Source organism: Hymenobacter arcticus (assembly GCF_054779975.1).
Genome location: NZ_BAAGXF010000004.1, coordinates 367,106 through 386,908, shown reverse-complemented (window position 1 = coordinate 386,908; position 19,803 = coordinate 367,106). Strand labels below are relative to the sequence as shown.

The 19,803-nt window shown below is 61.0% G+C and carries 18 protein-coding genes; 7 read left to right on the top strand and 11 right to left on the bottom strand.

Going from position 1 to position 19,803, the window contains the following annotated elements; genetic code table 11:
• Nucleotides 1-52: 52 nt before the first annotated feature.
• Both ACYVGC_RS10405 and ACYVGC_RS10400 read right to left on the bottom strand, forming a co-directional pair.
• The gene (locus ACYVGC_RS10405) at nt 53-646 is read right to left on the bottom strand and encodes a hypothetical protein (protein WP_460583760.1); all 594 of its coding nucleotides are present in this window, start codon (nt 644-646) and stop codon (nt 53-55) included.
• A 283-nt stretch (nt 647-929) separates the two neighbouring features.
• Complete coding sequence (locus tag ACYVGC_RS10400; RefSeq protein ID WP_460583759.1) at nt 930-1,928, bottom strand: aldo/keto reductase; 999 nt, start codon at nt 1,926-1,928, stop codon at nt 930-932.
• Between the two features lie 200 nt (nt 1,929-2,128).
• On the opposite strand from ACYVGC_RS10400, the gene ACYVGC_RS10395 reads away from it, so the two are divergent.
• From ACYVGC_RS10395 to ACYVGC_RS10380, 4 genes are all read left to right on the top strand, one after another.
• Nucleotides 2,129-2,593: a hypothetical protein gene (locus ACYVGC_RS10395; RefSeq protein WP_460583758.1), complete on the top strand. Its 465-nt coding sequence runs from the start codon at nt 2,129-2,131 to the stop codon at nt 2,591-2,593.
• Nucleotides 2,594-2,720: 127 nt separating this feature from the next.
• Complete coding sequence (locus tag ACYVGC_RS10390) at nt 2,721-3,434, top strand: SCO family protein (protein ID WP_460583757.1); 714 nt, start codon at nt 2,721-2,723, stop codon at nt 3,432-3,434.
• Nucleotides 3,435-3,437: 3 nt separating this feature from the next.
• A complete protein-coding gene (locus ACYVGC_RS10385) occupies nt 3,438-3,890 on the top strand; it encodes a c-type cytochrome (RefSeq protein WP_460583756.1) in 453 nt (150 codons plus the stop codon).
• 47 nt (nt 3,891-3,937) lie between these two features.
• Entirely contained in the window at nt 3,938-4,912 is a 975-nt protein-coding gene (locus ACYVGC_RS10380) for an enhanced serine sensitivity protein SseB C-terminal domain-containing protein (protein WP_460583755.1), read from the top strand.
• 93 nt (nt 4,913-5,005) lie between these two features.
• On the opposite strand, the gene ACYVGC_RS10375 is transcribed toward ACYVGC_RS10380, so the two are convergent.
• Nucleotides 5,006-5,560, bottom strand: a complete 555-nt coding sequence (locus ACYVGC_RS10375) for a DUF2062 domain-containing protein (RefSeq protein WP_460583754.1) — start codon at nt 5,558-5,560, stop codon at nt 5,006-5,008.
• Between the two features lie 132 nt (nt 5,561-5,692).
• Between ACYVGC_RS10375 and ACYVGC_RS10370 the strand changes: the two genes are divergently transcribed.
• Nucleotides 5,693-6,640, top strand: a complete 948-nt coding sequence (locus ACYVGC_RS10370; protein WP_460583753.1) for a YihY/virulence factor BrkB family protein — start codon at nt 5,693-5,695, stop codon at nt 6,638-6,640.
• Between the two features lie 139 nt (nt 6,641-6,779).
• Nucleotides 6,780-8,216, top strand: coding sequence for a DEAD/DEAH box helicase (locus ACYVGC_RS10365; RefSeq protein ID WP_460583752.1), 1,437 nt, complete (start codon nt 6,780-6,782; stop codon nt 8,214-8,216).
• Between the two features lie 117 nt (nt 8,217-8,333).
• Here the strand turns inward: ACYVGC_RS10365 and ACYVGC_RS10360 are convergent, their stop codons facing one another.
• From ACYVGC_RS10360 to ACYVGC_RS10325, 8 genes are all read right to left on the bottom strand, one after another.
• Nucleotides 8,334-9,656 carry a glycoside hydrolase family 28 protein gene (locus tag ACYVGC_RS10360; RefSeq protein ID WP_460583751.1) on the bottom strand — a complete coding sequence of 441 codons (1,323 nt, stop codon included), beginning with the start codon at nt 9,654-9,656 and terminating at the stop codon, nt 8,334-8,336.
• 92 nt (nt 9,657-9,748) lie between these two features.
• Nucleotides 9,749-9,877 (bottom strand): hypothetical protein, encoded by a 129-nt coding sequence (locus ACYVGC_RS10355; RefSeq protein ID WP_460583750.1) that lies wholly within the window; start codon nt 9,875-9,877, stop codon nt 9,749-9,751.
• 29 nt (nt 9,878-9,906) lie between these two features.
• The gene (locus ACYVGC_RS10350) at nt 9,907-11,577 is read right to left on the bottom strand and encodes an alpha-amylase family protein (protein WP_460583749.1); all 1,671 of its coding nucleotides are present in this window, start codon (nt 11,575-11,577) and stop codon (nt 9,907-9,909) included.
• 22 nt (nt 11,578-11,599) lie between these two features.
• Nucleotides 11,600-12,778 carry an AGE family epimerase/isomerase gene (locus ACYVGC_RS10345; protein WP_460583748.1) on the bottom strand — a complete coding sequence of 393 codons (1,179 nt, stop codon included), beginning with the start codon at nt 12,776-12,778 and terminating at the stop codon, nt 11,600-11,602.
• Nucleotides 12,779-12,907: 129 nt separating this feature from the next.
• Nucleotides 12,908-14,131 carry a glycoside hydrolase family 130 protein gene (locus ACYVGC_RS10340; RefSeq protein ID WP_460583747.1) on the bottom strand — a complete coding sequence of 408 codons (1,224 nt, stop codon included), beginning with the start codon at nt 14,129-14,131 and terminating at the stop codon, nt 12,908-12,910.
• Between the two features lie 104 nt (nt 14,132-14,235).
• Nucleotides 14,236-16,068, bottom strand: a complete 1,833-nt coding sequence (locus ACYVGC_RS10335; RefSeq protein WP_460583746.1) for a sodium:solute symporter family protein — start codon at nt 16,066-16,068, stop codon at nt 14,236-14,238.
• A gap of 99 nt (nt 16,069-16,167) precedes the next feature.
• On the bottom strand, nt 16,168-17,295 hold the full coding sequence (locus tag ACYVGC_RS10330; RefSeq protein ID WP_460583745.1) for a glycoside hydrolase family 26 protein: 1,128 nt from the start codon (nt 17,293-17,295) through the stop codon (nt 16,168-16,170).
• A 3-nt stretch (nt 17,296-17,298) separates the two neighbouring features.
• Nucleotides 17,299-18,585 carry a glycoside hydrolase 5 family protein gene (locus ACYVGC_RS10325; RefSeq protein ID WP_460583744.1) on the bottom strand — a complete coding sequence of 429 codons (1,287 nt, stop codon included), beginning with the start codon at nt 18,583-18,585 and terminating at the stop codon, nt 17,299-17,301.
• Between the two features lie 312 nt (nt 18,586-18,897).
• Here ACYVGC_RS10325 and ACYVGC_RS10320 point away from each other — a divergent pair, with 312 nt between their 5' ends.
• A complete protein-coding gene (locus ACYVGC_RS10320; RefSeq protein WP_460583743.1) occupies nt 18,898-19,773 on the top strand; it encodes an AraC family transcriptional regulator in 876 nt (291 codons plus the stop codon).
• Nucleotides 19,774-19,803: the final 30 nt, after the last annotated feature.

Below are 19,803 nucleotides of genomic sequence, written 5' to 3'. Positions count from 1 at the left end.
AGCCGGAGCCTAGGAACTCCGCTCGCTGCTTACTGGCTCGTTTTCTTTTGGGTTAGCCCCAATTCCTAACACCCTCTAATTCTTTCTGGTCAAAACCCTCGATAAATTTCAGGTTAGCAGGTTCACCTATTCGGCCTGTAAGGGCTGAATTCTTTGGGACCAGTTTAACCCAACCCATGTTATTTTCTAAGCACACTGCAAATCCACTATAAAACAAATCATGCACTGAGGCTGGAATCCATGCTATCAGACAGTTATGATACGCAATAAAATCGGGGAATTCTTCGGCATCGCAAGTTACCCAAGTATCCCAGGCTGGCACTTCCCATATATCTAGTAAACACTGCGAATAAAATTCTGCGCCACCGTCGAGTGTTGAATCTATTGGTCTGGTATAAACTAGGCTACCCAACGTTAATGCTTCATCAAGAGAAATCAGTGAAATTTCCTTCTCTTTCAATAGCATGCGTCGTTTTTCAACTTCCAGGCTGAAATTAGCTAAGCTACTGATGGGTACCCGTTGCACTGAAGGCTTTTTATGAAAAGGCTGAATTTCAGGACTACGAAAATAATTATGCTCGAAATGAGGATTGACTTTTAGAATCCAAGTGGCCACTTCAGTAATTCTCGTTTCGATAGCATTCATAATAGCTGGCAGGTAGCAGCTTACGAAACAGATTGGTTACTTCTGCATGCTTCATCCGAAGCCAAAGATACTATCCTCCTCGAACTATACAGACGAGTATATTATCTGAACCGCGGATTTGTCGGATTATTCGGATTTTAGTAGTTATTATCTTTTCTTTCTACTTGATAATGAGCGCTGACCTAACGAACAAAAACAAAAAAGACCGCCGTAGGGCGGCCTTTTTACAGACATAAAAATCGTTACCAAAATCCGCTTAATCTGACTAATCCGCAGTTCAGATTTACTTACCTACCATGCCCATCATGGCTTCGGGGTAGCGGGTACCGGCGGCCGCGCCCAACGGCAACAGCTCATCCAGGTGGCGCAGCTCATCCTCAGTCAATTGCACATCGAGGGCACCTACGTTTTCTTCTAGGTATTTCACGCGCTTGGTGCCGGGAATGGGCGCGAGGTCGTCGCCCTGGGCTAGCACCCACGCCAAAGCTAATTGACTGGCCGTGACGCCTTTACTCTGAGCCAGGTCGCGCAGGTGGTTTACCAGTTTGAGGTTTTTGTGGAAGTTCTCGCCCTGAAAGCGGGGCGAGTGGCGGCGGTAGTCATCGGGCGCGAAGTCCTCAAACTTCTGAATTTCGCCAGTGAGGAAGCCCCGGCCCAGGGGCGAGTAGGGCACGAGGCCGATGCCTTTTTCGCGCAGCAGGGGCAGAATTTCGACTTCCACGTCGCGGCTCCAGAGGCTGTACTCCGTTTGCAGGGCGGCAATGGGGTGCGTGGCGTGGGCGCGGGCAATGGTTTCGGGGCCGGCTTCGCTGAGGCCCAGGAAGCGCACTTTGCCCTCTTCCACGAGGCGGCTCATGGCCCCCACAGTTTCCTCGATGGGCACGGTGGGGTCCACGCGGTGCTGGTAATAGAGGTCGATGTGGTCGGTACCCAGGCGCTTGAGGCTGCCCTCGGCCGACTGCCGCACGTACTCGGGCCGGCCGCTGATGCCACGCTTGGTGGGGTCGTTTAGGTCGCGCACAATGCCAAACTTGGTGGCCAGCACCACCTTGTTGCGCCGCGTTTTGTCGGCCTGAAAGAAGCGGCCCAGCAGTTCCTCGTTGGTGTAGGGGCCGTACATGTCGGCGGTGTCGAAGAAGCTGATTTCCAGCTCCAGGGCGCGGGCCAGGGTGCGCAGGCTTTCGGCATCGTCGGGCTGGCCGTAGAAGTCGGACATGCCCATGCAGCCGAGGCCGAGGGCAGAAACAGTGAGGCCGGAGCGGCCGAGTTGGCGGGTTTGCATAGGTTGATTGGGGAAAAGGATAGGCTGTAAACTCCCAGGGGCGAGGTTTTGATTTGTAGGCGGCGCATTTGGAGCGGGCCTTCGCGGCGCGACCGACGCCGACAAGCAGTTCCCGCAGCAGGCGCTGAGGTTTTACGCAGAGGTTCGCAGCGCGCACGAAAAATCGGCGGCAGCTTCGGGGGCGGCCGTACCTTTGGGGCATGAAAAAACTGCTGCTTTTGCCGCTGGGTGCGGCTTTTGGGTTGCTGAGCCTGGGCTTGCCGGGCTGCGGCACCAAGGCTACCACCGAGACTGCCACGCCCGCCGTGCAGGCCCGCGCGCTCGAAAACACGCTCATGGCCCGCCACGATAGCCTGATGGGTCAAACCGAACAGCTCTTCGAGCTTAAAGCTCAGCTCACCGCCGCCAAGGTACCCGCCAACGCCCCGGTGCTGGCCAAGATGCAAACCGCCTCCCAGGCCATGATGACCTGGATGCACGCCTACCAGCCGCCCGATAGCACCGCGCCCGCGCCCCAGCGCCTCACCTACCTCAAAGACCAGCAAACCCAGCTCCTGACCGTGGCCCAGCAGATTACGGCGGCTCTCGACTCGGGCAAAGCCACCCTACGCCGCGCCACCCCACCGGCCGCCGCGCCCGCAGTGGCCGCCCCGCAACCCAAGTAGCTTACCCCCATAGCCCACCACCGGGGGCCGCCCGCGAACGACTGGCGGCCCCTGGCTGTTTAGTTACCGAGCCGGGCCGCGGGCCGGGCTGCGTTATTGCCCCCTAGTCTGTTAGTGTTATGTTGTTATGTTGTTGAAATATTTGCCCGCCGTGGCGCTGCTTGCCCTGGCCGGCTGCAACCAAGCCACCCCCACGTCCGACACGGGCGCGCTGGCCATTCATACCGATGCCGCGCCCGATACCGCTTCCGCCACCCTACCCTACCTCGGCGATTCGGAGCGGCAGGTGGGGCCCGCTGGCGATACTACTACGGTGTACCCCACGGTGCCCGCCTTCCGCCTGCACGACCAGGATGGCCACCTGGTAACCAACCAGAGCCTGGCCCACAAGGTCTACATCACCGATTTTTTCTTTGCCACCTGCCCCGGCATCTGCCCCAAAATGCAGAGCGAGCTGCTGAAGGTATATAAGAAGTACTCGGCTAACCCCGACGTGGTATTTGTTTCGCATACCATTGACCCCGAGCACGATAGCCTACCTGTGCTGCGCGACTACGCCCGCCGCCTGGGCGTAAACACGCCGGGTAGCAACTGGCGCTTCGTGCGGGCCAGCCGCGACTCGGCTTACGCCCTGGCCAAGGCCTACTTCACCGGGGCCATGCCCGATGCTAAGGCCCCCGGCGGCATTGCCCACAGCGGCACCTTTGCCCTCGTGGACGACCAGGGCCACGTGCGCGGCCTCTACGATGGCCTCAACCCCCAGGAAACCGCCAAGCTATTGCGCCAGCTGCCCAAGCTGCTGGCCGAAGTGAAAACCCGCCAGGCCACGGCGCAGCGCTAACCCATGGCGGCCCTCCAACTCAACCCTTTCGGCCTATTAAGTAACTCCTTGCTGCTGTTGGCGTTACTGGCGCTGCCTAGCTGCTTTACCAACAAGGGGCACCAGGGCGAGCGCCTCTACGGGCAGCACTGCGCCAGTTGCCACGGCGAGCAAGGCGAGGGCATTGGCCAGCTGGTGCCGCCGCTGGCGGGCTCCGATTACCTGGCCCAACACGCGGGCCAGCTGGCCTGCATTGTGCGCGTAGGCCTGAAAGGGCCGATTGTGGTAAACGGCGTGAGCTACAACCAGTTGATGCTGGGCGTGCAGGACACCGCCACGCATCGGCAGCTTTCGCCGGCTCAGATTACTAACTTGCTCAACTTTATTGAAAGCCACTGGGGCAACCACCCCGGCCCGGCCGGGGCCCGTACTATTGCCGGTACCGAAGCCGAATTGCGCGCCTGTGGCGAGCGGTAGGCTACCTTTGCTTTCAACTGTTTCCACCGCTAATCTTACCTGTTGACATGGGTCTCTTCGACTTTCTAAAAAACAAACCTGAGTCGGCCCCGGCCATTCCTTCGGCACCCGCCCCGGCCGGCACCACCCCGGCCGCCGGCGCCACCCAGCCGGCGGCCGCCGCGCCCAAAGGCCCCCGCTACCAGGGCTCGACCCACGTGGCCCCGGCTGCGCCTATGCCATCCATGGCTGGCATTCCGCCCATGCCCGAGCCGCTGGGTATGCCCAACGAGCCGGAGTTTCCCTACGAGCCCCAAAACATCCTGGAACACCTGCTGCTATTGGCCCCGGTAGATGAGAATGCCCGCCCGGCCTTCTACCAGGCGCTGTTGCAGGAGAATATCCTGATGGTGCTGGCCCCCGCCGAGGACCAGGCCACCGGCGAAGTGCAGCTGAGCGAAGGCGCCCAAATTCAGCTGCAAGTGTTGCAGGACGGTCGCCTGCCCATTTTCTCCTCCGAGGCGCGCCTCAGCGATGGCGGCATGGATGCCAGCACCGTGAGCTGGGTGCCCATTCCGGGCCAGGCGTTTTTTGCCATGACCCAGGGCCAGGACTGCGTGCTGAACCCCTTCTCGGTAGCGGGCAAGCTGCTGCCGGCCGCCGAAATTCAGGCGCTGCTCGCGGGCCAGCTCTCGCAGGGCAACGGCCTGCCCTCCGACGCTCAGGTGGTACTCAACGCTCCCGAGCTACCCGAGGGCCTGGCCGAGTCGCTGGCCGAATTTGGCGCGGCCAATGCCGACATCCTGTCCATTTACGTGGCCCAGATGCAACTAGCCGGCGACGATAGCCAGCCCCCGCGCCTGTTGCTGGGCTTCGACACCATCAGCCACGACCCCGAGTTTATGCAGCAACTCGGCCCCGCGCTGGAAGGCCGCACCGGTGACTTTCAGCACGTGGACCTCATGCTCCTCGACCTGACGTCGGAAGAAGGCGTGAACCCTTACTTCCAGCAGCCCGAGGTGCAGCCTGTCTACAAGTCATAGGCTGGCACTTCACTCCGTAGTCCCAAATAGAAGAGGGTGGCTAGCGCAATGCGCTAGCCACCCTCTTCTATTATCTATATGATTATCAATCAATTAAACGATAACTGCCGTTGCTTCGGCTTCTTCGTGACGGGTAATAAACTTTTTAAACAGCGGCCGCAGGCTCACGTAAAGTAACAGCACCACCGGCACGGCGGCTACGGCCCAAATCACAAGCGCCCCTAGCTCGGCGCGCCACAGCAGGTGCAGCACGTGGCCCCAACCGTCGGTTTTTACCATAGCCTTGATTTGGTCGAGGCTCAGGTGGGCTACTTCGCGGCCCTGGCCCAACACGGTAGCGCCCCAGCGCAAAAACGGCAGCAACAGCAGTACTTGCAGCGGGCTTAGCACGTGGCACACCAGCTGCATAGCCGCCACGTTGAGCTTGAGGCGCAGTGCCACCGCCGTGCTCACGATGGTAGTAAGGCCAAAAATGGGGGCCAACCCAAACGCCACGCCCAAGCCCGCCGTAAGGGCCAGGCTACCAGGGGACAAGCCAGCCTTGAGCAGACTCAGAAATGGGTCTACCAGTCGGCGCTGAATCCAGGTGCGGGGCGGGGCTTCGGGCGCAGCCCGCACCCCGGCGGCGGAGATGGAAGTTGTAGTCATGCGTAACTAGTCGGCCAAATAAGCTGTTTACTAGCGCGCCCGGCCACCTGGCTGGTGGCGACGCACGCCACGCGGCCGCCCCTTTTTACCCACTCCGGCGCAAAATGTTGTCGGCGGGGCGTTAAGTTTCTTATGGCCAAGGCTTCCTCCTCCCCTGCTTCCCAGCCCCCCCACCGCCTGCCCTGGTGGCTGGAGCTGTGGCTGCTGCTGCGCCGCGCCGCCCGCGAACTGGCCGCCAACGACCCGCTGCGGCTGGGCGCGGCCACGGCGTTTTTTACCTCGTTTGCGCTGCCGCCCATCCTCATTATTCTGGTGCAGCTGCTGGGGTCGGTGTACTCGGCGCGGGGCGCCCGCATGATGCTGCTCACCAAGCTGGGCGAGGTCATTGGCAGCACCGCCACCGGCCTGGTAGCCCAAACGGTGCACAACGTGGGCCACCAGACCCGCAACCGCCTCATTACGTGGCTGGGCTTCGCGTTTCTGGTGTTTATCGCTACCACACTATTCACCGTCATTCAGCACTCACTCAATCAGTTGTGGCACGTGCGGCCCCGGCGGCAGCTCAGCCAGGTGTCGGTGGCTGCGCGCGAGCGGGTGCGCTCGGCGGGCGTGCTACTGGCTACGGCGGCGCTCTCGGTGCTGGCCTTTTCGGCCGATGCGGCGCTGTCGCTGTTCGCCAATTTTGTATCCGGCTTCGACGTCATTTTTGCCTTTTACGTCGTGTGGGTGCTCAACCTGGTGGTGAGCCTGCTCATTCTGGCGGTGTGGTGCGGCTTCGTATTTCGCACGCTGAGCTCGGCAAAAGTGCCTTGGCGAGCCGTGCGGCGCGGGGCCCTGCTCACGGCGGTGCTCATCGAACTGGGCGAGCGCGTGCTGGGCCAGCTGCTGGTAAGCCGCGACCTGGGCCCCATCTACGGGCCGGCGGCCAGCTCGGTACTGGTACTGCTGTTCGTGTTCTACTCAGCCATGATTTTCTACTTTGGCGCGGCCTTCACCCAGGCCTACGCCCACCACGTAGGGCTCGATATCAAACCCAAGAAGACGGCCGTGCGCTACCGGCTGGTGAATGTGGAGGAGTAAATTAATGGTTAGCGGTTAGCGGTTAATGATTAATGCCTCCTGGTTGCGAACTAGCTAGGCATAACTAACTCGAAACCAATCATAACTGCACTTAATCATTAACCATTAATCATTACTCATTACTTCCGACCTTTGCCGGATGCAAGCTGACCCCGCCGCCCCGGCCTCTTTTTCTGATTTCAACCTTTCGCCCGAACTGCTGCAAGGCCTGGCCGAGCTAAACTTCGTCAAGCCTACGCCCGTGCAGGCCCTAGTGCTTCAGCCCGCTCTCGATGGGCAGGATGTGGCCGGGCAAGCCCCCACCGGCTCGGGCAAAACGGCCGCCTACGGCCTGGCTATTCTGGCCCAGGTGGACCCCAGCGCCAAGGCCGTGCAAGCCATTGTGCTGGTGCCGGCCCGCGAGCTGGCCCTGCAAGTGCGCGACGCCCTCAAAAGCCTGGGCAAGCACATGGCGGCCCCCGGCCTGCGCGTGGCGGCCCTCTACGGCGGTCACGCCATGCGCGATGAAGTGCAGACCTTGCAGCAAACGCCCCACGTGGTAGTGGCCACGCCCGGCCGCCTGCTCGACCACTTGGAGAAGCGCAACATCATCCCCAACCAATTGAAAGTATTGGTGTTAGATGAGGCCGACAAGCTGCTCGACTTGAAGTTTCAGGAGGAGATGGCGACTATCATCAGCCGCCTGCCGCGCCGCCGCCAGACGCTGCTGTTCTCGGCCACCATGCCCGATAAGGTGATGGTGTTGGTGCGCGACTACCTCACCCGCCCCCGCATGCTGACGGCCGCCGGCGGCATCAATGGCGAGATAACCGGCGCGGCCCTGCCCGCCTCGCTCACCCTGCGCGGCCACGTGCTCAACGCCGTGGAGGACAAGCCCGCCGCCCTGTATCACCTGCTACAACAGCCCGAAACCGGCCAGACGCTCATCTTCGCCAACACCCGCGACAAGGTGGAGGAGCTGGCCCAGTTCCTGCGCGGCCGCGGCGTAGCCGCCGAGGTACTGCACGGTAAACTGCCCCAGCCTGAGCGCGACAAAGCGCTGATGAAGCTGCGCAATAACTCGGCCCAGGCCCTGGTAGCCACTGACGTAGCCGCCCGTGGCCTCGATGTACCGGCCCTCGACACGGTTATCCAGTACGACCTGCCGCACGATGCCGAAACCTTTCAGCACCGCGCCGGCCGCACGGCGCGGGCCGGCGTAGCTGGCACCGCTCACCTGCTGGCTACCCCGCCCGAGCAGGCCCGCGTGCAGGCCTGGCCCTCGGCCCAAAGCGCCCAGTGGAAGCGCCTGGTGCCCCCGGCCATGCCCCCCGCCAACGCCGCCAACAAGCTGGCCCGCCCCGAAACCATCACGCTGCACGTTACGGCCGGCAAGAAGCACAAAGTGAGCGCCCACGACCTGGTTGGGGCCTTCGTCAAAGTAGGCGGCCTCGAACACCACACGGTGGGCCGCATCGAGGTCTTCGACTTCTATTCCTACGTGGCCGTGCCCCGCAAACAGGCCGCCGAGCTCCTCGAAAAGCTGAACGGCGCGAAAGTAAAAGGCGTGAAAGTGCGCGTGACGGAGGTGGCGTAAACAACGATTGACCCCACCCCCCGGCCCCTCTGGGAAAGGGGGAGCCTGACTACTCGGTGCCGCGTATGACTGGCTCCCCCTTTCCCAGAGGGGCCGGGGGGTGGGGTCAATCGTTGTTTACTTCACCTTTCTCACCTTGCCATCTACTACTGCCTCAGTGCCGTCCTGCAACAGCAGTGGCCGAGCCTTGGTATTACCTGGCGCGCCAGCGCCTTGAAAATCGCGGATGCGCAGGTTAGTGAAGTGGTTGATTTCGAGGCCGTTCGTTAGGTACGGTGCTTTTGTGCCCACCCAGTTCAGCTTGAAGTTGTCTACCGTTAGGCCGTTGATGTGCTCGGCCAGCAGGCCGGGAATATCGCGGGCAAATAGGCCGAATTTGGGGTCTAGGTTGCCGCGTAGGTCCACGTTGCCGCCGGCCACGCCGTTGAGGGGGCTGTCTACGAAGTCGAAGGTGAGGTTGTGAAACTCCACGTCTTCGAGCGGGCTTTCGGCAGTGCCGTAGAGCAGGATGCCATTCTCGCCCCGGCAGGTGATGTTGTGGAAGCGCACGTTTTTGATGCGGCCCATTTTCACGCTTTTGTCGGCGTTGCCGCGAATGGCCGAAATGTGAATCGGCTCGCCGTTACCCCACCAGTCGCCGGTGCGCAGCTTGGTTTCGATGCGGATATTGCTGAAAGTCAGGTTCTCCAGCGAGCCTTCGTCGCGCAGCGAGATATTGATGCCGCGCGTTGAGTTGGTGATGTTGCAGTTGCTCACCGTCACGTTGCGTACGGTGTTCTGGTCCAGGAAACCGATGCGAATGCCGCTGCTGGCCGACTGCAAGTTGCAGTTTGTAATCACGATGTTCTCCGAAACGTGGCGCAGGTTATGGTAGCCCGGAATCTCGAAGTGATGGTTGTAGCCGCATACTACCAACGCGTCGTCGCCAGCCTGAATATCGCAGTCGCTCACCGTCACGTTGCTACAGCTGGTGAAGTCCACGCCGTCGGCATTGGGCACCAGCAGGCCCGAATACAGCCGGATGCCCGTCACGCGCACGTCGTTGCAGTCAGCAAAGTGCATCGTCCAGAACGGCGAATTAATCAATGATACATTGCTGACCGTCACGTTTTTACAGACCGAGAAAACGACCATCTGCCGGGGCCGGTCCTTGGGCACTACCGGGCCGTCGCCGATGCCGCTGGCCACGTGGCGGTAGTTGTTTTTTTGGCGCGTGTAGCGCGTGGTCACGCTGTCTAGGGCCTTAACCTGGGTGAAGTCGTAGAACGCCGGGTTGTTGCCGTCCACGGTACCCTCGCCGGTGATGGCCACGTTCTCCGCGTTTTCGGTGAACAGCATGCCGTAGTAGTTCTGGCCGTACTGCGGCAGCGTATAGGCATGATAATCAGCGAGATTGGGGCTACCCTTGAGCACCGCGCCGTTGTCGAGGTGCAGGGTCACGTTGCTTTTAGAAACACCGTGCCGATGACGTAGGTGCCGGCCGGCACCTCCACCGTGCCGCCACCGGCCTTGGTGCAGGCGTCCACGGCCTTTTAAATGGCGGCGGTGGCCACGGTGCGGCCATCGGCCACCGCGCCGTAGGCGCGTACCGAATAAGTTTGGGCCAGCGCGGCACCCGTGGAAAAGGCCAGCGCACCGGCCAGCAGTAGAAACTTACGCATAAAAGCAAGGCACTAAAAAATGGAGCGACCTAGCTCCATTTGAAATCAACTAGCTGGCCATCAAGCCGCCACTTGCTGGGCTGCAGGACGGTAAGCCAGTCGAGCGGCTCGCCCACGGGCTGCACCTTGGCGGCTTGGGCGAAGGCCGCTTTCAGCGCGACTTTTTGGGCCGCGCCCACCGCCTCGGGCTGCGCCGAAACCAGCAGCGGCGCGCCGCTACCAGCCAGTAGGCGCAGCCACTGCTCGTTTTGGGCCCACGGCACCTTGGGGGTCAGTCCCACGCAATCACCATCGGCGGCGAAGAGTTTATTATGCTGCACCAACCTGTATCCCAAGGTATTGACCCCCATTTTGCGGGTGCGGTCCCACTCTAGGCCGCTGGTGTCGTCGCCAATGCGGTTCAGCTCAAACAGCCCGGCCGCGAGGTGGCCCACCGTGTTGCAGCCGATGAGGTAGGCCGGCCCGGCCGCCTGCCGGATGGCGCGGTACAAGTCCAGTAGTACCTCGGCCGTGGTGCGGGTGTTGTCGGCAAAGCGCCAGCCGGGGGCGGTGAAGCCGTCGCCCATCTCAAAGCCCCAGCGCCCCAGGAGGTCGTAGGTCGTGAAATCATGCTTCACCAGCTCATAGCCCCACTTTTGATAGGTAGCGAAGTTGCGCTGAATCAGCGCCACGTTCTCCGCAATGGTGGGGTCGAGCACCGGCTTTTTGGGGTCGTTGCGGCCCGCGATGGCGGGTAGCAGGCGGTTGGCCGGCGTGTCGTGCGCGGCGCAGAGCGGGCGCGTCCACAGCCCCGGCCGCATACCCAGCTGGCGAATTTCGCCGCCCAGCCTGGTCATGTCGGCAAACTTGGCGTTGGGCCGTGAGAAGTCATCCTGCCAGCAGCAGTCGCCGGGCAGCGCGGGTGAGTAGGCCGCCCAGCCCGCATCGATGACCGAGAAGGGCCGGTTGCCGCCGGCCGGCATGAGGTCGGCCAGCAGCCGGGTGTGCTGCAAAATGAGGTCGGCCGAGTTGTTGCCGTAGGCAAAATACCAGTCGTTGATGCCGTACACCGGCTGGCGCGGCAGCCGCGGGGCCGGGCACATAATACCACAGAAGCGCCGGGCAGTGGCAAAGGTGTCCTCGCCCGGCTGGCCGGCGGTAGCCACGAGGGTGGCCGCCGCCAGCTCGCGCGGGCCCAGCTCCACGCCCACGCCCGCGCTGCTGGCATCCAGCGTCAGCTGCATGCGCCCTTCGCCTATCTGCCAGCAGCAAAGCGTGTTACTCCCTGTCTGCACCCCAAAGCACACCGTATCGGCCGGGCGCGCGCCGTGCTGCACAAAGTACCAGGGCAGCGGGCGGCCGAAGCGGGCGGGCTCAAACTGCACGTCGCCGTAGGTGCGCTCCCAGGCGTCGCCCAGCACGCGGGCAGCGGGTGGCACATCGTAGCGCCACTCCAGCTCCAGGGCCCGCAGCGGGACGCCCGGGCATTGCACCCGCACGGCCAGCCCCGCGCCCTGCGGCAACAGCCGCACCATGCAGTCGCGGTAGTACCAGGTAAGCTTGTCGGCCGAAGTCAACTCGTGGGTACCGTCGGCTAGCCGCACGCGCACCTTGGCCGGTGGGCGTACCAAGGCCGGGCGGGCCGCCGTGGCGGCCGCATCCAGCACCAGCAAGCTGGCCAGCGATGCACCCGAAAGGGTAAGAAAGCGCCGCCTGTGCATGGGTGGAAAGGGTAAAGTAGCGTTAGCAACTGCTCAGACGCCTTATCATTTCGAGGCAGGCGCGGCCGTTGTGGTAGGGGCACTTCCAAAAGCCCGCCTTGTCTTCGCCAGCCATCAGCGAATTATCGGCGTGCACGCCCCAGAGCCACTCGCCATTTTGCCGGTCCAGAATGTGGTGCTGCGTGAAGCGCCACGCGCCTTCAGCCATTGCCCCAAATTGCGCGTCGCCGCTCACCTGGTAGGCATTGTAAAAACCTACCACTGCTTCGGCCTGCACCCACCAGTGGCGGTCGGCATCCCAGTGGCCGCCGGGGTGCAGCTCGTAGCCCAGGCCACCATCGGGGGCCAGGCCTTCGGCGGCGGCGCGGGCCAGCTGCACGGCCGTTTGCCGGAAGTGCGTGATGAGGCCGGGCTCGTGCAGCACCTCGGCAGCTTCGAGCAGCAGCCAGGCCGCCTCCACATCGTGGCCAAAGGAAATGGCATCGGGCCGGGGCCGCCAGTGCTCATCCAGAAACAGGATGAGGTGGCCGGTTTTGGAGTCGATGATGTGGTCGGCGAAGTCGAGCAGCAGGGCCTTGATTTGCCGGGCTAGGTCCGCGTCGGGCCACTCGCGGTAGAGGTTGGCATACGCCTCCAGAATGTGGAGGTGCGTATTCATCGTCTTCTTCTCGTTGGCATCCTTGGCGCTCAGGCGCAGGTCGCCGAGGGGCTGCCAGTCGCGGGCGAAGGCTTCGAGGTAGCCGCCCGCGGCGGGGTCAAAGCTATGGGCTTCGATAGTGCGAAACAGCACCTGCGCGTGTTCCAGGGCCATTTTATCGCCACTGGCGCGGTGGTATTCGGCCAGCCCGTAGATGGTGAAAGCCAAGGCATAAATCTGCTTTTTGGTATCGAGCGGCTGGCCTTGGTAATCCACCGACCAGTACACGCCGCCGTGCTCGGCGTCCAGGAAATGCGCCGTAATGTAGTCGTAGGCCCGGCGGGCCACGGCCAAGTTTTCGGCGTTGGGCTGGTGGTTGTGAGCCGCCGCAAACGTCCACATAATGCGGGCGTGCAATACCGCGCCTTTGGGCGCGGTGGCAGTGGGGTGGTTGTCGTTGTCGATTTTACCCAAAAAGCCACCCTGCGCCTCGTCGGGGGTATGGGTGCGCCAATAAGCCAGAATACTATCCAGTTCTTCTTGAAATTCAGTGACTTGCAGCATAGCTTCACTTATAATCGGCTGTCATTGCGAGCACCGCGAAGCAATCGCACCCAAATAACCACTGAACGACTCGTTCAGGTGGGATTGCTTCGCGGTGCTCGCAATGACAGCCATTTTTTATTTCTCTCCCTATCCTTTTGAACTCACCGCGTTGGCCACCCGCTCGCCTACAGAGGCAGGCGTAAGGGCCTGGTTACCATCAATAAGTGCATTAATGGCTTGCACCGAGGCGGCCGAACGCAAATTATCTTCGGGAGTATTCACCACGTAATCAAGTAGTTGCTCGATAGTAGAAGTAGCCACGTGCATGCGCGTGTCCGACGAGGCGTAGTAGATGAACACCCGACCATCGGGGTCGGCAATCCAGCCGTTGCCGAAGGCCACGTTCGACACGTCGCCCACGCGCTCCTCCCCTTCCGGGGCCAGGAAGTAGCCGGCCGGCTTGTGCGTGATTTTGGTGAGGTCGTGCAGGTCGGTCATGAACATGTAGAGCACGTAGCGCAGGCCGGCGGCGGTGTTGCGCACGCCGTGGGCCAGGTGCAGCCAGCCCTGCGCGGTTTTGATGGGCGCCGGGCCGAGGCCGTTTTTCAGCTCTGAAATGGTGTGGTACTGCTTTTTATCGACAATAACCTCCTCCAGCACCGTGGCGTTTTCGATGGACTGCGACAGGCCGAAGCCGATGCCGCCGCCCGTGCCGGCGTCGATGAAGCCGTCTTGCGGGCGGGTGTAGAAGGCGTACTGGCCGTTCACAAACTCGGGGTGCAGCACCACGTTGCGCTGCTGGGCCGAGTTGGTGGTGAGGTCGGCGAGGCGCTCCCAGGCTACGAGGTCCTTGGTGCGGGCGATGCCGCACTTAGCCAGCGCGGCCGACTGGTCAGCGTCGGAGGCGGCGGGGTCGCGGCGCTCGGTGCAGAACAGGCCGTAAACCCAGCCGTCTTCGTGCGCTACCAAGCGCATGTCGTACACGTTGGTATCGGGGTCGGCCGTTTCGGGCATCGTGATGGGACGCTCGTGAAAGCGGAAGCCATCGATACCGTTGGCGCTTTCGGCCACCGCAAAAAACGACTTGCGGTCGTTGCCCTCCACCCGTACCACCAGCGCGTACTTGCCCTGCCACTTAATGGCCCCGGCGTTGAGCGTGGCGTTGATGCCAATGCGCTCCATCAGGAAGGGGTTGGTGGCGGCATTGAGGTCGTATTTCCAGGTTAGTGGGGCGTGGGCGGCCGTGAGCACGGGGCGTCTGTAGCGGTCGAAAACGCCGTTGCTGACCTCCTCTTTCTCATTGGTGAGGTGCAGCAGCTGGTCGTGCTTGGTTTGCAGCAGGTGCAGGCGGTGTTGAAATATAGAAGCCATATTATTAGCTGCTAGCTATTAGCTTTTTTGGTGTGATAAAAGGGATAAGTGATTATTGAACAAGCAGCTAACAGCTAATAGCTCTCAGCCAGCAGCTTAAAAAGCTAGTCGTCGCTCAGGCGGTTCCACCAGGTTTTTTTCAGGATGAAACCCACTACCACCAGAATGGCGACCACCACGGCCAGTGGCACGTGCTGGCTCAGCAGCAGGTACATGGGCAGGATGGTGAGGCAGAGCTGCGCAATGATGCCCAGCACGATGTTGAGCATATTGCGCTTGAAGTTTTTATTGGGCTGGAAGGCAGGGTCTTGCGCCTGCACCTCGGCCAGCACCGGGCCCCAGAAGCCCCAGGGCCGCACCGTGCGATAAAAATTGTGGAGCACCGCCGCCTCGGTGGGCGGGGCCAGGTAGGTGCCGATGATGGAGCCCGCCAGCGAGATGCCAAACAGCACCGGAAACCAGTACAGCAGGTTGCCCGACGGGATGAGGACGCCAAAAATCATGGCCGCCACAATGCCCGTGGTCATGCCCACAAAAAAGCCCGTGGCGTTGAAGCGCCACCAATGCCACTTGAGCACGTTGGAGGCAATGTAGCCCCCATAAAGCGCTGATACAATGAATTGTAGCACCGTATTCACGTCCTTGGCCAGGAAGCCCAGCACCACGCCCACGGCCACCACCACCACGCCCACCAGGTAGTTCATGGAAATGATGCGGCTGGTGCTGGCCTGCGGGTTCACGTACTTTAGGTAGATGTCGTTGACCACGTAGGCCTGCGCCGCATTCACGGTACCGCTAAACGTGCCCATGAATGCGCCCAGCAAGCCCGTGAGCACGAGGCCAACCAGGCCAGCGGGCAGGAAGTTGTTGATAGTCAGGGGCAAGATGCGCTCAAAGTCGATGCTACCATCGGGTGCCTTCAGGTTCATCTGGTGGTAGTAGAGCAAACCCAGGATAGTGAGGCCGATGATAAGCGCGTAGCGGATGGGCAGCAGGATAATCGAAACGAAACCGCTCATTTTGCTGGCGTCTTCGGGCGAGCGCGTGCTCAGGATTTTCTGCATGTCGTAGTTCGGCGCGGGGCCGGCCAGCGAGGCAAACACGCCCTTGAAGGCCATCATCATAAAGAAAATGCCAAATAGCGAGTACCCGTCGCTGGAGATTTTGCTGTTGACCTCCGGGATGAGCTTGCTCCAATCGAGCCCCAGCCGCCAGCCAAAGAAGGGGTTAAACCAGCCGTTGGGCACCGCCAGCTCGTGACCCTGCAAGTTGACGTAGGCAATGATGGCAATGGCCACGCAGGCCACCGTCATAATGCAATACTTAATAATATCACCGAGCACAATGCTGTGCATGCCGCCCACGATGGAGTAAAACATGGCAAATAGCGTGAACACGATGCCGTACACGTGCGACACGTACTGCGGGGCCACGTCGAAGGGCACGTAGCCCTTCACCAAATCCCAGGGAATGAAAATCTCGATAAACTTGCCCAGCCCCACGAAGCCGTATGCCAGGAAACCCAGGCAGCTGAGCAGCGCAAAGGCGATAACCACTTGGTGCGAAGCCGCCACGCCCGGCCCCTTTTGCCCAAAGCGCGTGGCCAGCCACTCGGCCCCGGTGCTGGCCCCCGAGCGGCGCAGCCAACGCGAGAGGTACATCATCAGAAACACCTGGTTGAACACCGGCCACAGCCAGGGAATCCAGATGCTTTTCATGCCATACACGAAGCAGAGGCTCACCATCCACATGGTGCCGCTGATGTCGAACATGTCGGAGGCGTCGCTTAGCCCTAGTTTGTACCAAGGCAGCGTGCGGCCGCCCAGCATGTAGCTGTCTTTGTCCTGGCTCGATTTTTTGCGGTAATACAGGCCAATGCCCACAGTCGCCAGCAAATAGGTGGCGATAATGAGAAAGTCAATGGGGTGAAGCTTCATGCGGGGAATTTTGCCGCCAGCCAGTAGCCGGCAGCTGTTAGCCTTTTAATCGGTTAGCACACTGGGCGTAGCTAATACAACTAATTGATTAATTGATACTTACTTGAGCGCTACTTTATACAGGCGCAGCGGGGCCACGTTCTTCTCCATCAGGATTTTCTTATCCTGGGTGAATTGCTTGAAGTCGGGCGCGCTGGCCTGGCCGGGGAAGGGTGCGAAGTAGTGCACCGGGTCGCCATTGCGCCAGGTGAGGGCGTACGACACGGGGTATTGCTGGAGCAGCGGCAACATCGTTTTAGTCCACCAAGTGGGGTCGGGCAGGCCATCGTAGCCAAACTCGGTGAGGGCGGGCAGCTTGTGATGGGCCTTGCTAATATTCGTTAACATACTCATTTTCTGCTCCATACCCTGCTTAAACTTGGCCACGTCGCGGCAGTAGTCATCGAAGCCTACCACGTCCACGAAGCCGTCGCCGGGGTAGCGCTCCAGGTAGTCGGCCTCGGTTTTGAAGTCGGCCGCCGAGTAGCCGATGAGCAGGTTGTGCAGCTTTTTTTCGTTGCGCAGGTAGTTGACGCTGAATTGCCAGAGCGCCTTAAACTCGGCCGCCGTACATTCCTTCTGGCCCCACCAAAACCACGAGCCCGTGTGCTCGTGAAACGGCCGGAAAATAACCGGAATGGCCTCGCCCCGGCTGCCCTTAAGGCTGCCCAGAAAGGCGGCCAGCCGGTCGAGGTAGCGCACGTACTTGGCGTGGTCCTGGCCGCCGGGCAAAATGAACGGCACCGTGCGGGCCGTGTCCCAGGCCGTGTGGCCATTATGCGGGTTATCGAGGTGCCAGCTGATGGTGACCACCGCGCCCTGCGCGTAGCCCTGCCTGATGTAGCCCTTCATGCGCTCAAACGGCACCGCATCGAGGTTGCGGGTGCTATCGAGCTCAATATGACCTAGTTCCCAGCCAAACACGGCCGGGTACGAGCCGCTCACGCTTTTCACGTCGGCGCGGTTGGCGTCGCCCTTCCACATCTTACCCTGGTCCACCCCGTAGGCCAGCGCATCCTGGTGGCCAAACATGACGCCCCGGCCCACCAGCCGGTGCAGGTTGGCCAGCAGCTGCTTGGTTTCGGGGGTGGCGGCGGGGTCGGCGGGCGGCGCGCCCTGGGCCTGGGCGCGGCCGGCCAGCCCGCAGGCAGCCAGCGCGAAGCCCAGCATCAGCTTACGAAAATTCATCACTTACTTGCTGTTTTTTAGATATTTATCAATTACGGTCCAGGTCGATTTATCGGCGTCAAACACCGAGTTCAGGCCTTGCTCCTCGCCACCGGGGTCGCCCATATAGGCATCGCCGGCTTTCCAGAATACCTGGCCCGGCACCGGCCGCGCCTCCCCCCCAAAGGCCCAGAAATTGTAGCCCGCGATAACCGGCTGCCGCGGCATCATGCCAAACAGGGTGGCGTAGTACTCGTCGCGCAGCGTGGTGCTGGCGGCCGGCGTAAATACCTGCCCGTCGCGCGGCAGGCCAAACTCCTCCACCACCAGCGGCTTATTCAGCTTCTGGGCCGTGGCGGCGTGCCGGTCCACGTAGGCCGTAGCCTTGGCCAGTACCGCGGGCATGCCCCTGGTGGTGGCCGTGTCGCGGAACCAGCCCCAGTTTTTGGGCCAGATGTGGATGGTGGCGTAGTCGATGTGGGGGTCGGCGTGCAAGCGCTCGTACGTGGCCATGTCGCCGTCGGTGGCAATGTCGCCCTCGCTGCCCGTAGTTAGTAAGTGATTTTTATCCAACGACTTAACCAGGGCCGCCGTTTGTTGCATCCAGGCCTCGAAGGCGGGCTTGGCGGCCGGCAGCATGGGCCGGGGCTCGTTGATAATTTCCCAGGCCATGATGGTGGGGTCACGCACGTATTGCTGGCCAGTGAGCTTGTTGGTGCGGCCCAGCACGTAGCGGATGTAGGTGGCCACGGCCCCCTTGCACGGCTCGCAGCTGTAAAACTGCGCAATGTAGGCGCGGTACTTATCCCAGGTATAACCGGGGTTTTTGGGCAGCGGCTGGCCGGCGTAGCCGTTCCACTCCAGGTACTGGCCCAGGCCACCGCTCCACTCCCAGGTATTGGTAAAGTGCAGCACGGCCTTCATGCGGCGCTTGCCCAGCTCCGCCAAGAAATAGTCGAGGCCGGCCATGATGTTTTCGTCAAACTTGCCTTGCGCGGGCTGCAAGGGCTGCAACACCCGGTACTGGTAGCCGCCGCTCAGGCCCTCGGCCCCCACCATCACCCGCAGGTTGGTGACGCCGTGCTGCTTCAAAAAATCTAACTCCTTGGTGAGGCGGGCCTTGCCGGCCGGGCCCTGGGTGGCCAGCAGGCCCCCGTACCAGTAGTTGGCCCCGATGTAGCGGTAGGGCTTGCCATCGAGGGTGAAGCCCGTGCCCTGCACCCGCACAAAGCCGGCGGGCTGAGCCGTGGCGGCTAAGCCACTGAGCCCCAAGGCAGCTGCCAGCAAAAAGCGAGACAGAGATACATTCATGCAGCGAGGGTTTCGAGTGGGCCGCGTGAGCCGGCGCGCCCGGGGGCGGCCAGCGCGGCCAGCACTTGCTTGGGGTGGGAATAGGATGGCGCAAAGGTCTTTGCCTGGGTACGCGCTTTCTAATACTATCCCGACATTTGCTGGTAGCAGATTACCGCTGGCTTGCTGAACAATAAGTCGCTTTATTTATAAGCAATTGACAATTAGCGCCTAATACTTCGTACATTTCAAAAAAGCAGGGTGCACCCGGTAATAGCATTTTGCCCAACGGCTGTACTTTTATTGCCTCAATCTACCTAACCTTCCCCACCCATGAAACAGGACATTATGCGCGAAATCACGCCGCTTACTCAAAGCGACTGCTTCACGCTCTTCTCGCGGGTTAAGAAAAAATTCGATTTTCCGCTTCATTACCACGAGGAATACGAGCTAAACCTGATTATCAATGCCGGCGGCGCCAAGCGCATTGTGGGCGACAACATTGAGGTGATTGACGACCTGGAGCTGGTGCTGGTGGGGCCCAACCTGTACCACGCCTGGTTCACGCATAAGTGTGCGAGTGAGCAGATTACGGAGCTTACCATCCAGTTTCACAAAGACTTGTTTGAGGACCGGCTGCTGCGGCGCAACCAGCTGAGCTTCATCAAAACCATGTTTGACAAGGCGCAGCGGGGCCTGCTTTTTTCGCGCGACACCATCGAGCGCCTCCAGCCCCGGCTGCTGCAACTGGAGCAAAAAAACGGCTTCGACTCGGTGCTGGAGCTATTCTCCATTTTGCACGACCTGTCCACGTCGCGCAACATGCGCACGCTCTCCGACGCGGGGTCTGACAATGAGCAGTTTAACTACAACAGCCGGCGCATTGAGAAGGTATTTGAGTACATGAACGCTAATTACAGCCGGCCCATTACGCTCATGGAAGTGGCTAAGGTGGCCAACATGCCGGAGGCCTCATTTAGCCGCTTCATTAAGAAGCGCATCGGCAGCACGTTTATTGACAGCCTAAACGAAATTAGGCTGGGCCACGCCACCCGCATGCTGATTGACACCACCCACAACGTGGCCGAAGTGGCCTACAAGTGCGGCTTCAATAACATTTCCAACTTCAACCGCACCTTCAAAAAGCGCAAGGGCTGCACGCCCAAGGAGTTCCGAGGCAACTTTTCGGGCAATCGAATATTCATTTGATTGTCAGTTAATTACAAACCAACAACTTGC